The organism is Virgibacillus sp. Bac332, from assembly GCF_003667785.1.
In the GTDB taxonomy this organism is placed as follows: domain Bacteria; phylum Bacillota; class Bacilli; order Bacillales; family Amphibacillaceae; genus Virgibacillus; species Virgibacillus salarius.
Genome location: NZ_CP033046.1, coordinates 888,188 through 910,319, shown reverse-complemented (window position 1 = coordinate 910,319; position 22,132 = coordinate 888,188). Strand labels below are relative to the sequence as shown.

23 protein-coding genes and 1 pseudogene are annotated in these 22,132 nt (G+C 38.8%); 9 read left to right on the top strand and 15 right to left on the bottom strand.

Annotated elements, in window-relative coordinates; all coding sequences use genetic code 11:
• Positions 1 to 279 precede the first annotated feature (279 nt).
• The 4 genes and pseudogenes from D9782_RS04260 to D9782_RS04245 form a co-directional block, all read right to left on the bottom strand.
• Positions 280 to 627 carry a hypothetical protein gene (locus tag D9782_RS04260; RefSeq protein ID WP_162986328.1) on the bottom strand — a complete coding sequence of 116 codons (348 nt, stop codon included), beginning with the start codon at positions 625 to 627 and terminating at the stop codon, positions 280 to 282.
• 109 nt (positions 628 to 736) lie between these two features.
• Positions 737 to 1,537 carry a GNAT family N-acetyltransferase gene (locus tag D9782_RS04255; RefSeq protein WP_162986327.1) on the bottom strand — a complete coding sequence of 267 codons (801 nt, stop codon included), beginning with the start codon at positions 1,535 to 1,537 and terminating at the stop codon, positions 737 to 739.
• Between the two features lie 134 nt (positions 1,538 to 1,671).
• Positions 1,672 to 2,127, bottom strand: a pseudogene (locus tag D9782_RS04250) (NUDIX hydrolase).
• 5 nt (positions 2,128 to 2,132) lie between these two features.
• Positions 2,133 to 2,594, bottom strand: coding sequence for a DinB family protein (locus D9782_RS04245; RefSeq protein ID WP_121604180.1), 462 nt, complete (start codon positions 2,592 to 2,594; stop codon positions 2,133 to 2,135).
• A gap of 603 nt (positions 2,595 to 3,197) precedes the next feature.
• Here D9782_RS04245 and D9782_RS04235 point away from each other — a divergent pair.
• Positions 3,198 to 3,686, top strand: coding sequence for a GyrI-like domain-containing protein (locus tag D9782_RS04235; RefSeq protein ID WP_121604179.1), 489 nt, complete (start codon positions 3,198 to 3,200; stop codon positions 3,684 to 3,686).
• A 150-nt stretch (positions 3,687 to 3,836) separates the two neighbouring features.
• Here the strand turns inward: D9782_RS04235 and D9782_RS04230 are convergent, their stop codons facing one another.
• Positions 3,837 to 4,208 carry a VOC family protein gene (locus D9782_RS04230; RefSeq protein WP_121604178.1) on the bottom strand — a complete coding sequence of 124 codons (372 nt, stop codon included), beginning with the start codon at positions 4,206 to 4,208 and terminating at the stop codon, positions 3,837 to 3,839.
• Positions 4,209 to 4,968: 760 nt separating this feature from the next.
• Between D9782_RS04230 and D9782_RS04225 the strand changes: the two genes are divergently transcribed.
• A complete protein-coding gene (locus tag D9782_RS04225) occupies positions 4,969 to 5,175 on the top strand; it encodes a DUF2642 domain-containing protein (RefSeq protein ID WP_034679890.1) in 207 nt (68 codons plus the stop codon).
• A 142-nt stretch (positions 5,176 to 5,317) separates the two neighbouring features.
• Here D9782_RS04225 and D9782_RS04220 read toward each other — a convergent pair whose 3' ends face one another.
• The 4 genes from D9782_RS04220 to D9782_RS04205 form a co-directional block, all read right to left on the bottom strand.
• Positions 5,318 to 5,737 carry a hypothetical protein gene (locus D9782_RS04220; RefSeq protein WP_240455806.1) on the bottom strand — a complete coding sequence of 140 codons (420 nt, stop codon included), beginning with the start codon at positions 5,735 to 5,737 and terminating at the stop codon, positions 5,318 to 5,320.
• Positions 5,738 to 6,153: 416 nt separating this feature from the next.
• Positions 6,154 to 6,630 (bottom strand): hypothetical protein, encoded by a 477-nt coding sequence (locus D9782_RS04215; protein ID WP_371413987.1) that lies wholly within the window; start codon positions 6,628 to 6,630, stop codon positions 6,154 to 6,156.
• Between the two features lie 158 nt (positions 6,631 to 6,788).
• Positions 6,789 to 6,941 carry a YjcZ family sporulation protein gene (locus D9782_RS04210; protein ID WP_080668705.1) on the bottom strand — a complete coding sequence of 51 codons (153 nt, stop codon included), beginning with the start codon at positions 6,939 to 6,941 and terminating at the stop codon, positions 6,789 to 6,791.
• A gap of 279 nt (positions 6,942 to 7,220) precedes the next feature.
• Positions 7,221 to 7,319, bottom strand: coding sequence for a YjcZ family sporulation protein (locus D9782_RS04205; RefSeq protein ID WP_080668706.1), 99 nt, complete (start codon positions 7,317 to 7,319; stop codon positions 7,221 to 7,223).
• Positions 7,320 to 7,870: 551 nt separating this feature from the next.
• Here D9782_RS04205 and D9782_RS04200 point away from each other — a divergent pair.
• The 6 genes from D9782_RS04200 to D9782_RS22710 all read left to right on the top strand — a co-directional run bounded on the left by D9782_RS04200 (position 7,871) and on the right by D9782_RS22710 (position 13,425).
• On the top strand, positions 7,871 to 8,299 hold the full coding sequence (locus tag D9782_RS04200) for a CHRD domain-containing protein (RefSeq protein WP_121604176.1): 429 nt from the start codon (positions 7,871 to 7,873) through the stop codon (positions 8,297 to 8,299).
• A gap of 668 nt (positions 8,300 to 8,967) precedes the next feature.
• Positions 8,968 to 10,506 (top strand): D-alanyl-D-alanine carboxypeptidase/D-alanyl-D-alanine endopeptidase, encoded by a 1,539-nt coding sequence (gene dacB, locus D9782_RS04190; RefSeq protein WP_121604174.1) that lies wholly within the window; start codon positions 8,968 to 8,970, stop codon positions 10,504 to 10,506.
• 249 nt (positions 10,507 to 10,755) lie between these two features.
• Positions 10,756 to 11,517: an AAA family ATPase gene (locus D9782_RS04185; RefSeq protein WP_121604173.1), complete on the top strand. Its 762-nt coding sequence runs from the start codon at positions 10,756 to 10,758 to the stop codon at positions 11,515 to 11,517.
• A 669-nt stretch (positions 11,518 to 12,186) separates the two neighbouring features.
• Positions 12,187 to 12,402, top strand: a complete 216-nt coding sequence (locus tag D9782_RS04180) for a hypothetical protein (RefSeq protein ID WP_121603973.1) — start codon at positions 12,187 to 12,189, stop codon at positions 12,400 to 12,402.
• Between the two features lie 317 nt (positions 12,403 to 12,719).
• On the top strand, positions 12,720 to 13,013 hold the full coding sequence (locus D9782_RS04175) for a hypothetical protein (protein WP_121605818.1): 294 nt from the start codon (positions 12,720 to 12,722) through the stop codon (positions 13,011 to 13,013).
• Between the two features lie 250 nt (positions 13,014 to 13,263).
• Positions 13,264 to 13,425, top strand: a complete 162-nt coding sequence (locus D9782_RS22710) for a GrpB family protein (RefSeq protein WP_161629279.1) — start codon at positions 13,264 to 13,266, stop codon at positions 13,423 to 13,425.
• Positions 13,426 to 13,527: 102 nt separating this feature from the next.
• Here D9782_RS22710 and D9782_RS04170 read toward each other — a convergent pair whose 3' ends face one another.
• On the bottom strand, positions 13,528 to 13,944 hold the full coding sequence (locus D9782_RS04170; protein WP_121604172.1) for a carboxymuconolactone decarboxylase family protein: 417 nt from the start codon (positions 13,942 to 13,944) through the stop codon (positions 13,528 to 13,530).
• A 122-nt stretch (positions 13,945 to 14,066) separates the two neighbouring features.
• On the opposite strand from D9782_RS04170, the gene D9782_RS04165 reads away from it, so the two are divergent.
• Positions 14,067 to 14,504: an Lrp/AsnC family transcriptional regulator gene (locus D9782_RS04165; protein ID WP_026681916.1), complete on the top strand. Its 438-nt coding sequence runs from the start codon at positions 14,067 to 14,069 to the stop codon at positions 14,502 to 14,504.
• An 830-nt stretch (positions 14,505 to 15,334) separates the two neighbouring features.
• Here the strand turns inward: D9782_RS04165 and metA are convergent.
• The 5 genes from metA to guaC all read right to left on the bottom strand — a co-directional run bounded on the left by metA (position 15,335) and on the right by guaC (position 21,923).
• Complete coding sequence (gene metA / locus D9782_RS04160) at positions 15,335 to 16,243, bottom strand: homoserine O-acetyltransferase MetA (protein ID WP_026681917.1); 909 nt, start codon at positions 16,241 to 16,243, stop codon at positions 15,335 to 15,337.
• A 182-nt stretch (positions 16,244 to 16,425) separates the two neighbouring features.
• The gene (locus D9782_RS04155; RefSeq protein WP_121604171.1) at positions 16,426 to 17,877 is read right to left on the bottom strand and encodes a carbon starvation CstA family protein; all 1,452 of its coding nucleotides are present in this window, start codon (positions 17,875 to 17,877) and stop codon (positions 16,426 to 16,428) included.
• Between the two features lie 143 nt (positions 17,878 to 18,020).
• The gene (locus tag D9782_RS04150) at positions 18,021 to 18,752 is read right to left on the bottom strand and encodes a LytR/AlgR family response regulator transcription factor (RefSeq protein WP_121604170.1); all 732 of its coding nucleotides are present in this window, start codon (positions 18,750 to 18,752) and stop codon (positions 18,021 to 18,023) included.
• Complete coding sequence (locus D9782_RS04145; protein WP_121604169.1) at positions 18,740 to 20,491, bottom strand: sensor histidine kinase; 1,752 nt, start codon at positions 20,489 to 20,491, stop codon at positions 18,740 to 18,742. The genes D9782_RS04150 and D9782_RS04145 overlap by 13 nt, the downstream gene beginning before the upstream one ends.
• Positions 20,492 to 20,939: 448 nt before the next feature.
• The gene (gene guaC, locus D9782_RS04140; protein ID WP_121604168.1) at positions 20,940 to 21,923 is read right to left on the bottom strand and encodes a GMP reductase; all 984 of its coding nucleotides are present in this window, start codon (positions 21,921 to 21,923) and stop codon (positions 20,940 to 20,942) included.
• Positions 21,924 to 22,132: the final 209 nt, after the last annotated feature.

The following is a 22,132-nucleotide window of genomic DNA, read 5'->3' as shown; positions in this document are numbered from 1 at the left end:
GTAAGCTCATCATCTATCCCGCATATAACTGGCAGTAAGACCCCCACTCAAGCAATAAAGTAAAACCAATATGGATAGGTGGGGATCAACTGCCAGTAAATGTCCGATTGGTTCAACTAACAATCCGTGGGGGATAAACAAAACTCCCACGGGATGAAGTTTCACTATATAAAAATGAGTACATTCCAAACTCCGGGAGATGGGAATAATAAATTTGATGGCATATTAACTTCGTTTTTATTAATTTGTGCTCCGCTGTAGAATTCTCCAGAAAACACCTTAATTAAATCTTTTGCTCCTTTTTTTTAATGCCATTATTTCTACTGGTTGATTTTTAATATTTTCTTGCCCCCAATAAAACCAAAAATATTTTTGTGATTTACTAGATACGATTGGGAAAGGGCCAGTTATACCAAATGCATCCTTTTTTCCGATAACTTCATAAGTTAAATCTTCACCATCCTTACTTTTCGTATGATACTCAAAGATTGGAGTAAGCTCCCAATCATTATATGCTTCATTTAATGCAGTTGTTGAATTTTCATCATTCCCTTTTATAGCTTTTACGCTGTCTTCTTTCACTTTACTGTCCGTTTCACACGCGGCAAACACTATTAAGAAAAGCATTAGATAAACCAATACAACCGTTTTATGCAACGATATCACACCTCTCAACAATCTTATTAACTGAAAGTATGCTGGATTCTGTTAAATGATCCCTATTTCTATAAGGAGATTATTTCTTCCGCCAAATTGACTTGGTGTATGCGATGGTCATTCCTACTTTTTGCATGTTCTGCTGGCTCACACTACCAAATGTGGCTTGACCAACGATGATTTTACAGTTTGCCTCTCTTGCAAGCTGGATACGTCGTTGAAGTAAGGCTTGATGCACACCTTTATTTTGGTCGGTAGGAAGCGTTGCTGCGGCAGCTAAGTTCGCAATCGTATTCTTTGTAAATAGTACACCAACTCCTGCCGGTGTATTGCTGCTATTAGCAAGTAGAAACGTCCAGCCAGGCACCTTGTGCAAAACAGCGTTATTTTCTGCAATAAAGGGGTTTAAAAAATCAGGCATTGCGAATCCTTTTGTATAAATATGTGCAAATGTATTAAAATTGTCTATATGTATTGGTTTGATAGTAATATCAGGAAACTGTCTGCGTTTAAGCTTCGCCGTTTCTCCATAAAGAACGGTATGAAATCCTTTTTGGTAAAAGCCTCTGGAAGCAAGTGCATCAAATACAACATTTGACACATGGGCTGGAGTTAGTTCGAATTGTAACGGAATGTTCTTTTGCTGGTAAAAGTCAATTATCTCCTCTAAATGGTCGCTATCATTATCAGTCAGTCCTTTCACTGTATTAAAGGAAGGGCCAGGAATTTTGGTAGCAGTAAATGCAGTAGCATTTCCAAATGTTCTTACGTCAGCATCCATTGGATTTCCTTGGATGTGGGAAATAGCAGTTAATCTTGATTGGAGTGTATCAATCTCAGCTTGTTCGATCTGCAAAGCCATTTCGTTTGTTAGTATCACGTACACACAATCCCTTCTATAGCTCGTATATGACTATTCTCTTATAAATAATGAAAGCTTAAGGGAAAGTTGTGTAGCAATCCCCTTACTGCTGCTCCAAATCATATACGTGAGATAATCGATTACAAAAGTAGTTACGTTTCGAATGTCTTTTCTGTTTTGGTTATCACCTTTTGCTTTAAGCGATCTGCTTGCTTAATATAAGCTTTCACATATCCTGGGATCGTGGACCCGTGGATGATCTCCTCTGTTGTCATCCAATAAACAGCAGCTATCTCGTTAGGATCTTTCGCAATTGCTTTACCAGATTGATGTTCACATAGATATACTATATTTACAACATGGATACCTGTATCGGTTACAAAGGAGGCGCTTGTTATATATATAGGGTGCTTAACAGAAATTCCTACCTCCTCGGTAATTTCTCTACGTAATGTCGTTTCAAGTATGGTATCCGTATTGCCTTCTTTGCTCTACTTTTCCATCAATTAGTGATAATGTATTAGCGGCATGATCTTCTTTACACTACGTTTTCCAATTAACCATTTGTTGTCTTTATAAATGGCGCCTTCTACATTTACGATAAACAATAGTATTACTCCTTATCTGTGTTATAAAGTCCTCTTCGTATTAAATTGGCAGTGATGGGTTCCCTATTTAGCTCGCGCGACCAGATAGATAATTGTCCCACATGGTGGATTTCGTGAGCAATGACATGACGCATGATTTCCCCGTGGGTAAACATTCCAAAACAAGGCTTATAATCTTTACCAGCATAATACGATTCGATATAAGGTAAAATTTGTCTCCTACAAGTTTGGGAAAATGTTACTATATCCTCTAAGGTGGTAAATTCTTCTTTGTCATAATGGTATTCTTCTTTACCAGCTAATCCGTTTATCCACGCTTGCTCCACATCTATGATGTGAAAGAGCGTACCCAAAATACTTCTTACACCACCAGTTCGTTGCTTTACCAGTTCATCATGAGAAATTGGCTTACACCAATCAAACCATTCATCTCGAACCTGCCAATTATAGCGGAAGAATGTTAGCAAACGATCAGCTCATTTTTATTAGCTCGTTCCGAAAATCTTTCAGTAGTCCCTGCCTTCTCTGGATAAAAGGCAAATAGTAGAAGGTACTTGCTTTTTCTGGGGGTATGGTTGTTTCTGAAAAGATATAGATTGTTTTTTCCAAAGCCGTCGCAATGCCTAATTCTATATGACTCCCTTTTCCTGCAGGTACTAGCATAATAAAATACATCACAGTCTACAACTGCTTGCTTCTCTTTGCTGCCAATGAATTGTAGCTCCTTTTCCGTGGTTGCTCGGGTATTCTGTGTCCAGTCGTATGTTTGTAGATGCCCGTTATGGACGAGCCCTTCTGCTAAGTAACGTACGTGTTCTTTGTTTTTAAAACTAGAGGCTATGTAGAATTTCATAGAAGCAATTTTCCTTTCCAGCTTATGCATTTGTTCGTGAAATAAAGTAAGACTGTTAGCTCCATCAAGGGTTGGTCGAAGGGCGTGCTATACTAAGCTGTAAGCATGCTTGTTAGAATGTAGCCCCCCTTCTCCCGAAAATAGTTGGAAATATAGACTAGACCTGTCACACTATTAGTATATAATTAGTTAGAAAATTAGGAAAGGGTTGATAATTTTGAGGGATAAGCAGGCTAATGAGGCGAAACTATTGACAAAAGCTGGGTTTACAGCAATTGGTCTAAAATGGGAAGGTACATTTGTTGGAGCGGCCGCTGGAGAAATTCGAAATCTGCAAAGAGAATTGCGAAGGCGAGTACATGAAATAGTCGATGCATTGGAGCCAGATCGTTTCTTTGGATTATCTTATCATGCAAATCCAGCTTCGAATGGTTTCATCCATTATGCTGTCGTGGAAGTGACTGACGTGGAAAAGATTCCATCGGGTATGGAGATTGTAACCCTACCTGAGCTAACATATGCAACGTGTGATCATGAAAAAGGACAGGCAATAGATCGCTCCTACCAAAATATCTATGAATGGATTCAAAGCCAAGGGTATGAGGAGAACCCTGTCGGTCATTTAACCCATGTTGAGCTATACAAGATGGATAAAATCGAAGAGGAGCCAGAATTTACGATATTAATACCCGTAAAGAAAAGCTAGATTTACAGAAGGGCTCAATTAAGACAAACAAATATCATTTCCAAAGAATAAACGATAAAACTCTGAACTATTATTCGAACATAACTTCGTATATCGAATGGAGTTCAGAGTTTCCTTATCTATATTTCGTTTGGTTTGTCCCTTTTCATACTAGCTATCTATAATGACACTAAACGTGTTGCCATCTAGATCATAAAAGTCAAAGCCAGTAATTGCTCCATGATCCTCTACCTCGGAAACATGCACACCTTTTTGCTTTAATTCAGTATGTAATGCATGCACATCAGCAGTTGTAAAATTGAAGTAGGAATTCTGAAAATCCGTAATGTCAGGGAAAGTGGTTGGTGGCATTTTTTTCACCTTTATAAGTGTTACATATTGCTTTTCCTCTGTAAAATAAAAATCTGCTCCATTACCATCTGGCCAAGCGCCAATAGGATTTAACCCAAGCTTCTCCTGATACCATTGAGCAGATTTTTCCATATTGGTTACAGGGATAAATACAGCGCCAATTTTTATCATCTCTATTCCTCCTTTTTTGATTTCACTTTAAGTAACGCAAGCTGGGAGCTAATTCTTACACATTAGGTATTTTTTTGAATGAGGACTACAAAACTCAATGTATTCCCAGCCAAGTCTGTATCGAGTTGTGCGTGTTCAATCATTTTTTGTATAATTTTTGAATCTAATGGTAGGATTGTTTATGTGAACTCCTTATAGTTAGGGATTTGGACAGGACTACCATACCCTAATTATAAAGTTTTTTCATGAATTTTTATAGTTGGAATTACCAATATTCGCAATCTTGAGGAAATGTATGTTGCTTGGCTTTAGTTTCAAAATGTAATGATCGCTAGTGAGGAAATTATAAAATTAGAGGCTGAGACAAAAGAATGAAGAAACAATTCGTTTTCTAATTAGAATCATTCATTTAGCACCTGAAATAAGCGAGACTCCGGAGGGAACAGCACGAGTCCAAAGATCCACTTGGTAACGTGTTTTTCTTTACTAAGTTAGCTGATGCCGTGCCCGCGAAAAGCGCGTATAGTTTCACGGTGCGGCGATGATACTCCTATTGATAACATGATTATTCGTATTTTGAGTAAAGAAGTTGTGTTTTGTCCCAGCTTCTCGTTGGTAAAGTGTCCTTCATATGGCGAAACTTAAACAGCCCGTTTGATGAGCGGATACTTATTTGTACTTAACCCCTCCTTCACTTATCCATACAGTTAGAATCTTTTAGAATATGATAATACTGTATTGGTAAGAAAGGAGGAATTCGATGAAAGCTGATTACTTTTATCAAAAAGCCTGTAAATACTATGGAAAGCCAGTTAAGGTCGTAGATCACTATGGGAAATGTTATCGTGGTGTTCTAAAGGATGTTACTCCTAAAGGAATTTATCTTGATTCAGGTGTATCAGGGTTCTTTTTTCCCTTCTTTGCTATTGTTTCCCTTGTATTGTTGACATCATTATTCTTTATTTAAAATAAAAGAACCCTTCTAAAAAGTCGAGTATGAATAATGATTACTAGTACACATCGAAGGATTTTAATCATCAAAAGATGCCTCTTATCAACTTATGAAAGAGGCATCTTTTTCGAAAGGATTAACAATTCGGAGGGAAATATTAATAATAGTATGGGAAAAATAAACGACGTAGTCGGAAAAATGGAAATCGGAACCGTCTAAAACGACGAAACCTTCTAGGAAAACCGAATCCACCATATCCGCCATATCCGCCATATCCACCATATCCACCATATCCACCATACCCAAAGCCGTATTGGCGTTCCGTTCCCTCTTCTCTGTCCATATCACCATATGGCATAAGCAATGTTACACTGTCGTCATCTACATCTTCAATAATGCCATCATACATTTGCCCATCTATTGCTTGAATTTGCACAAAGTATAAATGAAATTTATTACATAATTCATACATTTGTTTTTTGTGTGTATTATGATCCATGTATGGAGAATCATAGCCTGGTTCATATGGTGATTCATAGTGTTGATATGGGTGATCCATTTCATGTTGATAGTGCATTGTATCCTTCCTTCCTATATTACCTCACTCCTAAAATATTCATCCCATAGGCAAATGTTACAAAATATAACTAATAAATTTAAAATATCATCTTATTGTTGGCAATTTAATAGTGGTACATGCCCAATTCTCCACATTAAATGATGCAGCTAAAATAAAGGGAATTTCAAAATTATAAAATGCAAATTAATCAACGTAATACTCCAAAACGGATTAAAATCACCTTTCATTCTTTTATCTCCGTTGACTCACTCCAGTCGCTACGTTTCCATTCGGGAGCTTCCGCTTTTGTTCCTTCTATATTTAGAGTATAGAAGGAAAAGTATAGGCTCCTTTTGTTTTAAATAAATACTACCCCTTGTATCTCCGCAATTATTTTTATATATAAACAAAAAGGTTAGTCACTAAGACCAACCTCATGAACTATACTGTTCGCTTTCTGATGGAACAGAAATTCCCATTGATTGTAAAGCTTCTTTTGTTTCATTTAAATACGCTTCTGCCTGCTCTTGCCATATGATAATTGTTTCCATAAAGGATTTATATTCAGTTGGCGCATTCTCAGCCATCGTATCTAAGCCCTCACGCACTTTTTTATCTTGCGTCTCCGCATTAATTATACAAGCTATTAATGTGTCAATAATAGATTGCCGTTGCTCACCATTCGTAAGTCTTTGAGATGATCCCACTGCGGTTATACGATGATAGGATGCAGGGACTAGGTGACTATGCATTTCGTTGTTCCCTTTTAAATCCTTTGTTTCCGGTATATGGAATAACTCGCTACTCATAGCACATACCATTTCTTCAGCATACAAACTATGGTACAACAAAGATAAAACAGCTTCCCAATTGCTTACTCTGTAATTATAAAATGGATACAAAAAAACCATCTCCCTTATTTGATAAAAGAATTATCTTTTAGGGTATGATCACATATCCAAGTAGGTGTAATTGATTGGAAAGTTTTCATAAAAAAGATGCTGACAAAAATAAAATGTAAGTCAGCATCATCATTTCTTCAATTGTCGATTTATTACGTTAAAACTTTCTAATAACTGTGTCCAAATGCTGCAGCTCCTACAATGATTAATAGAATGAATAATACAACAATAAGTGCAAATCCACCACCGTATCCGTAGCCACCACCATAGCCGCAGCCGTAACCGCCACCATAGCCTTGACCGCCATATCCGAATGACATTCATATCCCTCCTTTTTATCCTGCATATAACTGGCAGTAAGACCCCCACCTCAAGCAATAAAATGAAATCAAAATTGGTAAGTGGTGGATCGACTGCCAGTAAATGTCCGATTGGTTCAAAAGTCTTTAGGTCATACCCTTGTGGTACTAACCATCCGTGGGGGATAAACAAAATTAAATTTATATCAACACTCTCTACATAGTAGGAGTGACAAACATGGCTATCATTATTCGTTAAATCGGGTTACTTTATTTCGTCTTAATTCTTATTTACGTTTATTAGCCGTAACCACCATAGCCGAATGATCCAGCACCAACAATAATTAGAACGACAAACAACACAACAACTAGCGCAAATCCACCACCATACTGTGACATTTTTAGATCGGACCCTAATAAATAGACTTCTCTTATAACCTATGAATGAAGGCTTTATTATGATTGGTTATACGCTGATAATGATAAGATTTTTCCGTCTAGAACTGCATAACCTCACTACGTGAGGCATTTTAAACGTATATCAAGAGGAGGGATATTCATGATTGAAAAATGATGTTATGGCTTATGGACCCTACAATGGGCGCATCGATGGAAAATATGTTAATAAGTAAACATGAAGAAAACGCATATTCAGTGACACCTATTGTAGGGAAGCTAACCCTACGGGCTTTTAAACAAAATAAAATTATGTAAGCAACTAATTTTAGCATTTCCTTTGACAACATGATGTATTAGGAAAATGCGGATTTTACAGAATTTCTAATTCCCAAGTATTAAAATTGAGAAGCTAGCCTTTTGGTTCCTTCATTGACAGTTAATGTCCGCGTGACCTGGCTCGTTACTATACATCCAACAATTAGGTTTTAAAACTATACAGACCATATATCCATACATAAACTATAGCAATTATATGGAAGGAAGGTGAAAACATGCTAAAAACGTTTAAAGCTAGATTGAAGGGAGATAACGAAGTCCCCCCGGTAAAGACTAACGCTTTTGGTAGTGCAAAATTTGTAGTAAATAAAAGAAGAACTAAAGTAAAGTTTTCGCTAGATGTTCGGAACATTCGAAATTTCATTCAGGCTCATATTCACTTTGGTGAACGTGGAGAAAATGGACCAGTAGTAGTTTTCCTATTTGGGGCTAACCTAGAAACGCTTGAGGAACAAAATGGCATTACGACGCAAAGAGGTGTTGTTACTGGCATTATTACTGATGATGACATTGTACCAAATGAGGTAGGAATAAGGACTGTAGAGGATTTAATAAATTCTATGGAACGAGAACTAACGTATGTAAATGCTCATACTGAACAAAATCCTGCAGGGGAGATTAGAGGTCAAATTGTACCACTTTAGTTTCCGCGATTAATCGCTAATGATATTCGCACTAGGATAGTTATAACCGATTATGCAAGAAATTTAATTGTTTATGTATTGTAACGATGGCTAACTTACAAAATAAAATAAATCCCAATTAAAGTATTGTGGTCCATCGTTCCATAAGCTTATGTATATGATAGGGTAATAGGTTATAAAACGACACTCTTCTATATATAAAAATCTAGTAGAAACCAATGGGCTTTTCCTTTGTTTGTCATGTTATAACCTTTTATCTTATGAAACCTGTCTCAGATGATATGGTAATGAAACATAAATTACATGACATTCCTTTTATTTCTAAGACACGTTTTTTAAGCCGAATTATCGGGAAGAAAGGTCCACATTTTAAGCTTCTCGATGGAATCATGAAAGATAAATGAGCGGTCAATTGCTCGTAAAGCCCGATTGGTGAGATACAGTGAAACTTACCTTTGCATTCTTTCAAAGGTATCGTTGTTGAATCGATCGGGTTCGTATCGTTGATGGAAAGAGCGTATGCGGAGCTCTTAGCGACTGTAGAAGGGATAAATAAGGTCCTATTTATCTAGGTCTATGGAAGCTTTTTTTATAAAATTTCTAATAAACGCACTATTTTACTGTATAATTAAAATATTCAAATAAAATGAGGGGATGTGGACAAGCTCATGGATTGGAAGAATCACATGAAGAAAGGATTTTTGCTCCTCTTGTTCTTACTTATTACGATAATCCCATTTTTGAAACAGGAGGAGCCCTTATTTGTAAAAGCATCCGAAGATATAACAGAGGCAGAAATGGATGAAGATGCTCCGTTGGATGAAAAGCTTTCCGCTATACTAGCGAATGAGCATCTGGAAGGGACGGTTACGGGTGTTAGCATTAAGCGTGCAGATACTGGTGAACTACTTTATCAACAGAACGGTGACATTCGACTACATCCGGCTTCTAACATGAAATTACTAACTGCAGCAGCAGCTTTAGAAACACTTGGGAAGGACTACCAATTTGCGACAGAGATATTAACGGATGGTAAGCGAAGAGGGAAGGTACTACATGGAAATCTATACTTAAAAGGAAAGGGTGATCCCACCCTCCTCCAAACGGATTTTGTTCAATTTGCTAAGGATTTAAAGAAGCAAGGAATTCGGAAAATTAAGGGAGATCTTGTAGGTGATGATACATGGTATGATGACGTTCGTCTTTCGCAGGATCTGAATTGGTCTGATGAGCCATTTTATACAGGTGCACAGGTCTCGGCATTAACCCTGTCACCAAATGAAGACTACGATGCTGGTACGGTAATTGTAGAAGCAACTGCGAAAGATACTGCCAAAGGAAAAGCGGAAATACGTGTTACGCCAGAGACAGATTATATAACGATTAAAAATAACACGAAAATGGTGGATGCCGGAGAGCCGAGGGATATTTCGATTGAGCGAGAGCATGGATCGAATACGGTAGTTGTTGAGGGTACGATGCCAGTAGAAGGTGCAGCGTCTAGGACGTGGGTATCGGTATGGGAGCCAACTGGATATGCGCTCGATGTATTTAAAAAATCATTAAAAGCACAGAGGATCTCTTTTATTGGCAACTCCAAGGATACGTTTGCAGCAACACCGGCAGATGCCCAGCTCCTAACATCTAAACAGTCAATGCCATTAAAGGATTTACTCATTCCGTTTATGAAACTAAGCAATAACGGGCATGGTGAAGTGCTGACAAAGGAAATGGGAAAAGTAATAAACGATGAAGGCAGCTGGGATGAGGGGCTGCAGGTGATCGGAGACGTTATTACCGATTTTGGTGTAGATGAAGACACGATACTACTTCGGGATGGTTCTGGAATGTCGCATAAGAATATGATTCCAGCAAATGATCTTGCTGAATTGCTTTACAACGTACAGGATGAGGACTGGTTCGCTGCTTATAAGGAGTCATTACCGGTTGCAGGTGAAGCAGAAAGGTTAGTTGGAGGTACACTTCGGTATCGAATGACATCAGAGCCAGCAAAAGGAAATGTGACAGCAAAAACAGGATCGTTAACGGGGGTATCCACCCTTTCTGGCTATGTTACAACGAAGGATGGGAAGCCGCTTATTTTCTCCATCATGGTAAATAATTACGTGGGTTCTAGTGCAACGATTAGAGGAGTGGAAGATCAACTAGCTACCACGTTAGCAAAACATGAATTTACGGAAGAATAATGAATGCCATGGAGGATGGCTGAGGTATTATGTAAATACAGTAACTAACCTATTTGGAAACCCCTTCGGGAGAAGAATTTGTGTGTGAAAGAGGTTTACTTACGAGAATATTGAATTGTATATTCAGTTATGTCGGAGGAGAGCTGCTTTTTGGGCAGCTCTTTTTACGTTGAAGATGGCTATCGCTAAATGTAGCTTGGAATGCTAAAATGAAAAGAAAAAGAGCTCGTTATGCAGAGGTGATTCCCTATGCCTAGATTAACATCTGAAAATCCTTTTTTAAAAAGCTTACAGTTAAAACAGGAGCAAGTGCCTTCCTTTGATACATTTCCATTCGATCTACCCGTTATTCGTCATTTGGGAGTGTTAGATTTTCATCCAAATGTTACGTATATCATCGGTGAAAATGGCATGGGTAAATCAACACTGTTAGAGGCAATTGCTGTAGAATTAGGCTTTAATCCAGAGGGAGGTACGCGGAATTTTAACTTTTCCAGCTATGATTCGCATTCACCTTTAGATAACTATATTCGGATTAGTAAAGGTGTCCAGCGCCCGATCGATCATTTTTTCTTTCGTGCAGAGTCGTTTTACAATGTAGCAACGAATATTGAAGTGATGGATAGTCAGCCAATGGCTGGGCCACGTATTATTGACTCCTTTGGAGGTAAATCTTTACATGAGCAATCTCATGGAGAGGCCTTTTTCGCAACTTTTATTCATCGTTTTCAAGGGAATGGTCTTTATATATTAGATGAACCAGAAGCGGCTTTATCACCGTTACGACAAATGTCCATGCTTACGCGCATTCATGAATTAGTAGAAAATGGCTCACAATTTATTATATCCACCCACTCACCAATTCTTATGGCGTATCCACAGTCTCTATTATTTGAATTATCGGATTCGGGTATACGGGAAACGACGTTAGAAGAGACAAGTCATTATGCTATGATGCGGCAGTTTTTTGAGAATAAGGATCGAATGCTCCATCATTTGTTTTACGAGTAGAGCTGTTTGATTTGTCTGGTAAACGTCATATATCCATTGGAAGGAAAGAGGAGACTATCGATAACGGTATAAGCCCTTTAGTTTTCTTGGAAAAATAGAAGGTCATTCAAAAACAAGTGCGTATTCTCAGGCAAATATGGCTATCTCATTTGTTTTTAAAGGGGCTTGGATGTATAAGGATGGAAAATGTCGTGTGTAAGTGTAACCAACAAGGGAAAGGTAAGTGGATATGTCAAGAGTTAAAAAAACAATTTATACGTTAGTTGTGATTCTGGTGATATTAGCGATTTTTTCATTTGTATCTACAAATGTATTATTTAAATAAAGCAATTCATTTGTTTTATTTAATAACCAAAAAGGGAGAGCGTATTGCTCCCTTTTGTTCAAAGTTAAGAAAGTATAAAATCAGTGCAATGACTGCGTTAAGCCAAGTAGTTATTTTGAAATGTTAGATGTCTATTGGCAATGCTCCGACTAATTACTTCGCTTTCCGCGGGCACGGCCTCAACTAACTTTGCAAAGAAGAACACGTTGCAAAGTGGATTTTCGGCTTGTGCTAATCCCGCAGGAGTCTACGTAATTAGTCTCCGCTATGCGAAGGTGCAACAATTCTTGTCATAAGTAATAGGTTGACTTTTTTTACAATGGGTAAAGTGAAAATCGCTATCCGTGAGTATAAAAGCAGCTGTGTTACTTCATGCTAGCGTTGTAGAGCCTGATAATAGCGAAGGCCGGCCACTTCAACTCCTGTGGGAAATGTTTGACCTGAAGATCCACTTTTTTGAGCGGGTTTTGCTAAAAAAGTTAGCTGAAGGACAAACCCCACGGAAAGGGAAGTGGGCAGCCGGAGTGGTGGTCAAGCAAGCAGTAGCTATTATTCCATAATAGCTACTAGAGGAAGCGTAAATCTGAGCATGTAGTGATAAGGACTGAGCGAATTTTGCTCCGTTTTTCTTATGTAAAAAAATCTATTGCTGCGATCGAAGATAATGGTATATAAACTAACTCCGGAAATATACGTTGCTCCTTGAAAGCGCTTTGTAGCTGGATATCTGAATAAAGACGAAGGGAATAAGGAAAATCCCTTTATGTCCTAGTATAATCGCCCAATAGTTTTGCTGGGCAAATGCATATCCTAATTTCATAGACAATATGGAAGTGAGGGAAGTTCTATGAATGGAGATTGGAATATGCCTGCGGCGATGCCTCCTGAGCAACAATTTTATGTACAGGAAGATATTGAACGCAGACCACCATTTGGTCCTGGCCCAGGATTTAAAGGAGGCTATGGCAGACCACCATTTGGAGGTCCAGGATTTGGAGGTCCGGGATTTGGTGGCCCAGGATTCGGTGGCCCGTTTTTCGGCGGGTTCGGCGTTCCACTAATTGGTGGGTTAGCTGGCGGGCTTTTAGCAGGAACACTTGTGAATGCGTTCGATGATGGTGGCTACGGCTATTATCCACCCCCTTACCCACCGTATTATGGCGGGTATTAGCTAGATCAATGAAGAATAAAGATGAAATAGATAAATGGAAGATGCTTGATTCAAGGTCAGCTGTACTATACTCGTTGTCTGGTTGAATGAAAACCTCTTTATGATATATAAGCCATCACATGATGTATGTGGTGGCTTAGCTATTATTTGCTCCATTAACCGTTGACGGCTAATGAAGCGTTTGCTATCTTGAACAGGATTCATTGAAGGAAACAATATGCTGTGTATTTTATAAGGGAGGGCTCGGGTGATGAAGGTGCGATTAACAGATTACGATAAAAAATGGGTACAAATGTTTGAGCAGGAAGCGCGATTTCTTCGCGAGTTGCTAGGAAGTGAAATCACTACCTATAAAATGAAAAACCTTCCTACTGTTAGATTCGGAAGGTTTTTTTGTCATACACAATTTTAGTATAGCATGAAGAAATATAGTTTATTAGCCGATTTTGTTGAAGATCATTAAAAGCCTTATTAAACAAAAGCAACTAGTTAGGAAGAACTTTTATATTTAAAATTATTTCTTTACAGGTTCTAATTTCATCATAGCTCCAAAGTACTGTGAAGCAGTAGTAAACGAAATAAAAGCACAAAGTTCACTGATTTCTCCCTCAGTCATGCAATCCTGTAAAACGTTAAAAATTGAATTTGGTATATTCCCCCTTAGCTTTAAAAACACCTCCGTAAAAGCAACCGCAATAGAAGTTTTTTCATCAAACTTATCAGGATTAGGTTTACCTTTCACTTTACAATACTCACAACCATTACTTTGGGCTAACGTTCTCCTTATTTGCTCCTTTAATTCAGAAGAAAGCAATCCTCCTTTTTCTAATACTTTCCCTAAATGTGACCATCCTTTCATTACTTCTACGTTGTGTCCTAAAAGTCGTTGAAATGGTGAGTCTCCGAAACTTGATTCCTTAATTCTTGCCATTTAAAATCCTCCTTTGCTATATTTAATTTTAGAAGATTTAATACAAAAATAACATTAAATTTATAATGAGTAATCGATAAATTAATTAAACAATTAACGATATTAGGAGGATTTATTTAAAAATGAAAATTGATAATGTTGACAGAAAGATTTTAGATGAATTACATAAAAATAGTCGCTTATCTATGAGTGAACTTGGAAGAAGAGTTAACCTATCTTCTCCTTCTGTAACAGAACGGGTTAGACAAATGGAATCATTCGGTATTATTAAAAGCTATACATTAGAAATCGATTATGAGAAATTAGGTCTACCTATCCAATGTATAATTGAAGCAACAGTCAAAAATGGGGACTATACGTCGTTCAAAAACTTTATTCTAAAACTCCCAAACGTACATTTTTGTTATCGTATAGCTGGAAATGCTTGTTACATGCTTAAAATGCACTTTGAAAACTTATCAAAAGCGGAGAAATTCATAGAAGAAGTAAATCCGTACGCACAAACTGTAACACATTTTATTTTCTCACAAGTACCAACAGTTCCGCGTTCTGCGAACTAACATTAATATTCCTTTAGGGACTATTCAACTAAACCCTCTCTATAAAGAAAGAAGTATCTAGTGTGATTCCACAATCTGTCCCTTTTATGCTAATAGGCTCAAATCCTTATTCCGAAAGTACTGCAAATGTACACCTTACAAACTATGGATAGATGATTGGTAAGGAAGGTGTAAAATAGAAATAAAGTTATTTCACGTTAATATGCAAACATTATGTACCACAAATTCACCAAGTAAGTCTTAGTGATAGGGTTCATCTTATAAATCGCAACGTAAAAGGTGAAAAAGTCAAAGAATCATGAAAGCCGTATACAGTACCTTTCTTTACGGTTCATAGCAGTAACCCTGTTCATTTAGCCGATAAGAAGCCAATATGCTAAAGATATGATAATTCTATGCTTCGCGCTCATCCAGAGGGAGTCGAACGCTATGGTAGCTAAAAGGAGCGTTTATCAATCCGCTATGATGACACGAGGTTCTACAGCAAAGCAAAGAAGCCCTTTGTAATGAATTGGTATAAAAAGAACCAACATATGTCAGATACCTAATGGAGCATGAGTGGAAGCACCCTTTCTGTGACAGCCACATTTACGAAAGGAGCCAAATCCGTTGGGGAAGAAGGAAAAGTGTTTGAATCAAAGAAAAAATAACTAGAAATGATGTTCATGAAACGAAGCTACTCGGAAATATCCTTCGCTTGCCGTGGGCGGCTGGTGAGCCCCTAATGCTGCGGGATCTCACCGATACCTCCCGTAAGACAGTGGGATGCTATTTACCACACTTGCTTTTTATTTCTAGCTTATCCGTCTTACCGGATGACCATTTTTGGCCTATTTCCATTCATATGGTGTTTCTTGATAGACGTAGTAATTAAGCCAGTTCGAGAACAGTAAATGTGCATGGGAGCGCCAGCGGTTTAATGGTTTTATTTCCGGATTATCGTTGGGAAAGTAATTTTTAGGAACAGCTGCATCGATGCCTTTATTTCGATCGCGATAATATTCGTCCGCAAGCGTAAGATCATCATATTCCAAATGACCAGTAACCATCACGTGTTTTTCATCCTTAGACAAGATAATAAATGGGTCATTGTCTAACGTCGATGACAGGAGTAGCAGCTTATCATTCTTTTCCACTTCCTCCGCTGATGTACCCGTATAACGGGAATGTGGTGCTAAGTATTCCTCATCAAATCCACGGACAAGCTCTACAGTAGAATTTGCCACTGTATGAGAGAGCACCCCTGTGCATTTAGCGGGTAGCTCAAATTTGCCGATACCATAATGATAATAAAGTGCTGCCTGGGCAGCCCAACAGATATGTAAGACAGAGGTAACATGTGTTTTCGACCATTCCATAATTTCAGAAAGCTCTTCCCAGTAATCAACCTGTTCAAAAGGCATGAGCTCCACAGGTGCACCAGTAATAATCATGCCATCAAATCGCTGGTTCTTGATATTGGCAAATGTATTATAAAATTGATTTAAATGGGACGGACTAACTGTCTTTGATTCATGTGTTGCTGTATGAAGGAATGTAACGGTAACCTGTAATGGCGAATTACCTAATAAACGCAGTAATTGTGTTTCCGTGCGTTCTTTTTCAGGCATTAGATTGACAATAACTATATTTAACGGACGAATATCTTGTGTCGTCGCCCGATCCGTATCCATTAAGAAGATGTTCTCTTCCTCTAACACATGACGTGCAGGTAATTGCTTAGGTACATTAATTGGCATGCTATTATCCCCCTTCCGATGATGCTATTTATTATAAAGTAAGATACGGATAAGTTCTATACCTCCTCTGAAAATCGTACAAAGTTTCAAAAGATATACGCAAATGAATAATATGAAGGCATCGTTGTACAAAAAAACAGGGTATTGCCCATTAAGACAATACCTCTTCATAGATAAATTTCTTATGCAGCGCTGTCCCAATTGGAGATATCCTCCTCCAATGGAACATTGTTTGCTCGAGCCTTCTTCGCAGCCTTAAAGAATAGGACAAGCAGGATTATCGTTCCAATAACACCACCGGCCCAAGCAACGTTCATCGGTAAGCCGAAGCCGATTTGCTGGGATAGAATATAGGTGATTACCATAACAAGCATGAATGTACCTGGTATGAGTGAAACAAAGTAATTTTTCTTTGCGATATAAAGATACATCGCTCCTACAAATAGCGCGATCACAGCTGTGGCTTGGTTCGCCCAGCTAAAGTAACGCCATAAAATATTAAAGTCAATTTGCGTTAAGACAACCGAAATAGCAAACAGTGGTAAGGCAATCCATAAGCGGCTGGATAGCTTTTTCTGAGCGATCTTCAGATAATCTGCAATAATCATTCTTGCACTACGAAATGCAGTATCTCCGGACGTGATTGGCAAAACGATGACACCTAGGACAGCAAGTGTCCCGCCGATTGCTCCTAGTAATACCGTTGAGGATTCACTTACAATCGCTCCTGGTCCGCCAGCTGCTAAGATATCACTTAGTCCTTGATAGCCATCAAACATGCTCATCGCTGCCGCTGCCCAAATCATTGCAATAATCCCTTCAGCAATCATCATACCATAGAAAATTTTACGTCCTTCTTTTTCCTTCTTCGTTGTACGCGAAATAATCGGTGTCTGCGTTGCATGAAATCCAGAAAGCGCACCGCAAGTAATGGTAAAAAATAATAAAGGAAAGATAGGTGCATGGTCTGGGTGGAAGTTTTGTAAGGACAGCTCAGGAATCGGTGCACCAGTGACTACTAATCCAACACCAACGCCAAGTGCACTTAGTAATAGCAGTGCGCCAAAATATGGATAGAGTCTGCCAATGATTTTATCTACTGGAAGTAGTGTAGCGACAATATAATAAACAAAAATAGCAGCAATAAAGATCCACACGGCAACACTACCTTCTGTAAGTAAGTGAAGCAGACTGGCTGGTGTTGAAACAAATACCGTACCTACTAATAACAGGAGCAGGACAGCGAATGCATTTACAATATGCTTCATGACCTTTCCTAAAAATTTACTAGCTAATTCCGGTAAATGCGCACCACGATTACGAATGGAAATCATCCCTGTTAAATAATCGTGTACCGCACCTGCAAAAATACAGCCAACAACAATCCAAATGAAGGCTGCTGGTCCATAGAGTGCTCCCATAATTGGTCCAAATACAGGGCCAGTACCAGCAATATTCAACAGCTGGATAAATGAATTTTTTGCGGTACTCATTGGAATATAATCTACCCCATCAGCGTTTACATAAGCAGGTGTTGCTCGCTCCTGTTTTACACCGAATAATTTTTCAATGAATTTACCATATGTGAAATAACCGATAATCAGTAGTGCAATTCCAGCTAAAAAAGTATACAACGCGCTCTCCCCCTATTTCTATAAATGAATGCGATTACATAAAGTATAAAAGAAACCTAAGAAAGAAAGGGGGAATGGAGAATAACACGTAGAAAAATCAGATTAACATGTTAGCTTGTTCTATTAAGATGTGAAATAGCTTACTAGATTTCTAAACGCTGTCTTAATGCTTTGGCATAATTCCTGCTTACGGATAACACTTCGTCATGTCCATCTACATGCAGGTGATAGGCACCATTGAACCATGGGGTTAACCGGCTAACATATTCTAAATTCACTAAGAAGCTTTTATGAATCCGGAAAAATCCGTATGCAAGCAGCCTGCTTTCTAATTCCTTTAATGGGATCTTCGTTTCATATTCGCCGGTCTTCGTAATCAGCTTTGTTAATTTATCCACCCGTGACATATAGAGAATTTCTTTTGGCTCCAGATAAAAGATCTCCCCATCCGCATCAACGGCTAGCTTACCCGTTGGTTTCGTTTTATCGGTCTGCTGGCTAGTAAATAATTTATTTTCAATTCGTTGAATTGTCTCCTGTAATTGCTCCTCATCATAGGGCTTCAGCAAATAATCCACAGCATCATGACGGAATGCCTCCGCTGCAAATTGTGGATAGGCAGTTGCAAACACAATTAACGGTGCATGCTTCAGCTTTCGAATGGCTTCTGCTGCCTTCATCCCATCCATCTTTGGCATTTCTACATCCAAGAAGATAACATCTAGCTGGTGCTGAAGGGCCTTTATCACAGCATCCTCGCCAGACGCAGCTTCATCAACGAGCTGAATAGAAGGAAAGCTGCTTAATAAATGCTTCAATTCATCTCTACTATATAATTCATCATCCACAATAAGTGTTTGAATTAACTGATCCATTGTTGTGACATCTCCTTATAGGGTATGGAAAACTGAATAGCAGTTCCTTGATTAATGCTACTGCTGATTTGCAGCGAAGCATCCTCGCCAAACATAATGCTTAATCTTCTATTTACATTGTACAGGGCCAAGCCACTGCCAGAGGCTGAATCAATAGGCGCTTGAATGACTTGCTCAGCCAGCTCTGTGCTCATTCCCTTGCCATTATCTGCTACATAAATGCAAATTCTATCTTGATTCCGGTTTATTTTTATTTTCAGCATGCAATCTGTTTCTTTATCCTTAAAGCCGTGCTTCATGGCGTTTTCAATTATTGGTTGTAGCGTAAGTGGCGGAATAAGCTGGTTAAGTACACAAGGATCGATTTCATAGCTAACCGTTAATTTATTTTTAAATCGTTCTTCTTTAATGGATAAATAAGCCTTCACATGAGCCAATTCCTGTTGTAAGGTGATCGTGCTTTGGGTCGTAGCTGATAGATTCTGCCTGAGAAAATGAGAGAGAGACATGAGCATTTTCCGGGCTTTACCTGGATCTAAGCGGATTAAGGAGATAGTCGTATTCAGCGTATTAAACAAGAAGTGTGGACGAATCTGTGCTTGAAGCGCTTTTATCTCTGCCTCTTTTGCCAGCTGATAGGCACGATCTACCTCTGCCGTTTCAAGTTGGTGACTAATCATCGAACTAAGTCCTTTAATCAGCTCTTTTGTTACGTTTGTAATCTCCTTTTCCGAGCGAAAATAGAACTTTAAGGTGCCAATTGTCTTTCCGCATTGTCTAAGTGGTGCAATAACTGCTGCGCCTAAGGGGCAATTCGTAACTGCACAATGAATCGACTCCTGATTGGCAATCAAGACCTTCCCCTGTTGGATGGCATCAAGCGTAATCTTTGTTTGGATCGGACTATTGGTACGGTGGTGATCATGTCCAAGCCCAACATGTGCTAATATTTCCGAACGATTCGTAATCGAAACAGCACTCGTTTGAATTTCCTGATGGATAATATGACAAACGGCTTCAGCCGCCGTTGGTGTTAATCCATGCTGTAGGTGAGAAATCGTCTGATCGGCAATACGAAGCGTCTTCTGCGCTTGGAGAGCGCTTACTTTTTCTTCCTCGCTTAATACATTTTTAATGACGAGCAGGAATAGTGCAGATCCAAGCCCATTTGCTAAAATCATGGGAATGCCAATAATGTTCACAAGTGCGCTTGCCTGTTCAAACGGCTGGGCAATCATTAAAATAATTAACATTTGCAGGGACTCCGCAAGCGCACCAATAATAAATGCGGTTTGCAGTCTCACCCGTTTATGCTTTTTATAAAATAGACTAGCAAGGATACTAGCGATTATCGTGGCAAGACCACAGGCAATTGCCGTAAATCCGCCTAAGGTAAATCGATGTAATCCGGCAATGATCCCTGCGCCAATTCCAACCGTTGGACCGCCAAGCAGGCTTGCAATTACCACACCGATAACACGCGAGTTGGCAATTGCTTCATCAGCCGATAGGTCCGCTGCCCAACGGTGAAATTCCAAATTTTCTGTGCTGAGACTAACACCTGAATATGTACCGATAATGCCGAAGAAGCCGAAGAATAGAATGGCGGTAAATTGCTGTCTGCGATTCAGTTGATTTTGATAGAACATACTGCGGAAGAATCGGAACCTTGTTAAGATGAATGCGATCGTAACGAGAATCCCAATCCGTTCTATCATGGTTAATAATAATTCCCACACGGAAATACCCCCTCCTTACCGAGCGGATTTGGCTACATCTAGTATAGCAGTTTTCGTAGAATTGAACGAAAATTTAGGTAGAAGGGTCTAGTGAAAGAGGTGCTATAAGGGGAGCGATCTTGAAAGCCGTATAATCATTTTATGCTTTCATCGTAATTTGACATAGAGGATGCTTCCTGCGGTTATTGTCAGCGTTAATTTATTTTCCGATACATGGTTCTATGGACAGATGCTATTTTCTTAGCAGATCCCTCGGAATCTAGTTTTTTCGGTAAGACGTATTACCATTTCAAAAATAAGCCGAACTATGATCCGGATATAACGTCGTATCCACGGATGCTAGTTCGGCTTCCATTATCTTATCTGGGGGATTGTACGGGCTAGTTGAAAAAGATCCCGGCTAATCGTATGTCCCTTTTGAAATACCAAGTTATTCATCAACACGTAATTAGTAAACTTTATCTCCATTAAAGATGGAGTTCTTAACGACAACATAGTCTACATGGCGAATCGACTCCAGCTTGTTGCCACCTGCATAAGAAATCGATGATTGTAGATCCTGCTCCATTTCCTTTAGCGTATCTGTAAGGGAGCCTTTATGCTCCACAAGCATTTTCTTTCCCTCTACATTTTTCTTTTCCCCTTTTTGAAATTCAGAGGCAGAGCCGAAATATTCCTTCAGCACCTTACCGTCCTTTTCAATCGTTTCGCCAGGGGATTCCTCATGTCCTGCGAATAATGAACCGATCATTACCATGGTTGCACCAAAGCGAATGGATTTCGCGATATCACCGTGTGTCCGGATGCCACCGTCGGCAATAATAGGCTTGCTTGCTGCTTTTGCACACCAACGAAGTGCCGCCAATTGCCAGCCACCTGTACCAAAGCCTGTTTTTATTTTAGTAATACATACTTTCCCAGGGCCGATTCCCACTTTTGTCGCATCAGCACCAGCATTTTCTAATTCTCTAACCGCCTCAGGTGTTCCAACGTTTCCAGCAATGACAAAGCTTTGAGGTACATGCTGTTTAATATGCTTGATCATTTTAATAACTGCTTCTGAATGACCATGAGCGATATCAATGGTGATATATTCTGGTGTTAGCTGCTCATCAGCTAGTTGCTTCACAAATCCATACTCTTCTTCTTTTACACCAACGCTAATCGAAGCAATTAGGCCTCGCGCTTGCATATCTTTGATAAAGGCAATACGCTTCTCTGGTTCGAAGCGGTGCATGATATAGAAGTAATCATTTTCTGCTAAAAACAAAGCAATCTTTTCATCTATGATCGTCTGCATATTTGCAGGAACGACTGGTAATTTAAAGGTGTTTCCACCTAACGTAACAGTTGTATCACATTCTGCACGGCTATTCACCATACATTTTGCAGGAATTAGCTGAATATCTTCGTAATCAAATACATTTTCCATGATTTACACCCCAAAATCCGAATGATTTTATATAATATATTATGATTGTTCGTCTATTAGTAATGTACCTCATTTTGTAGCAAAAGTCAAAATATAAAATGTAAAGGCTTAACTAATCAATACATGTCACCGATTAACGATGAAAAGAAGTATGATAAGCGCTTAAACCATACACTGTGTAGAAGGTATTATCCTTCTCCTAACAGAGA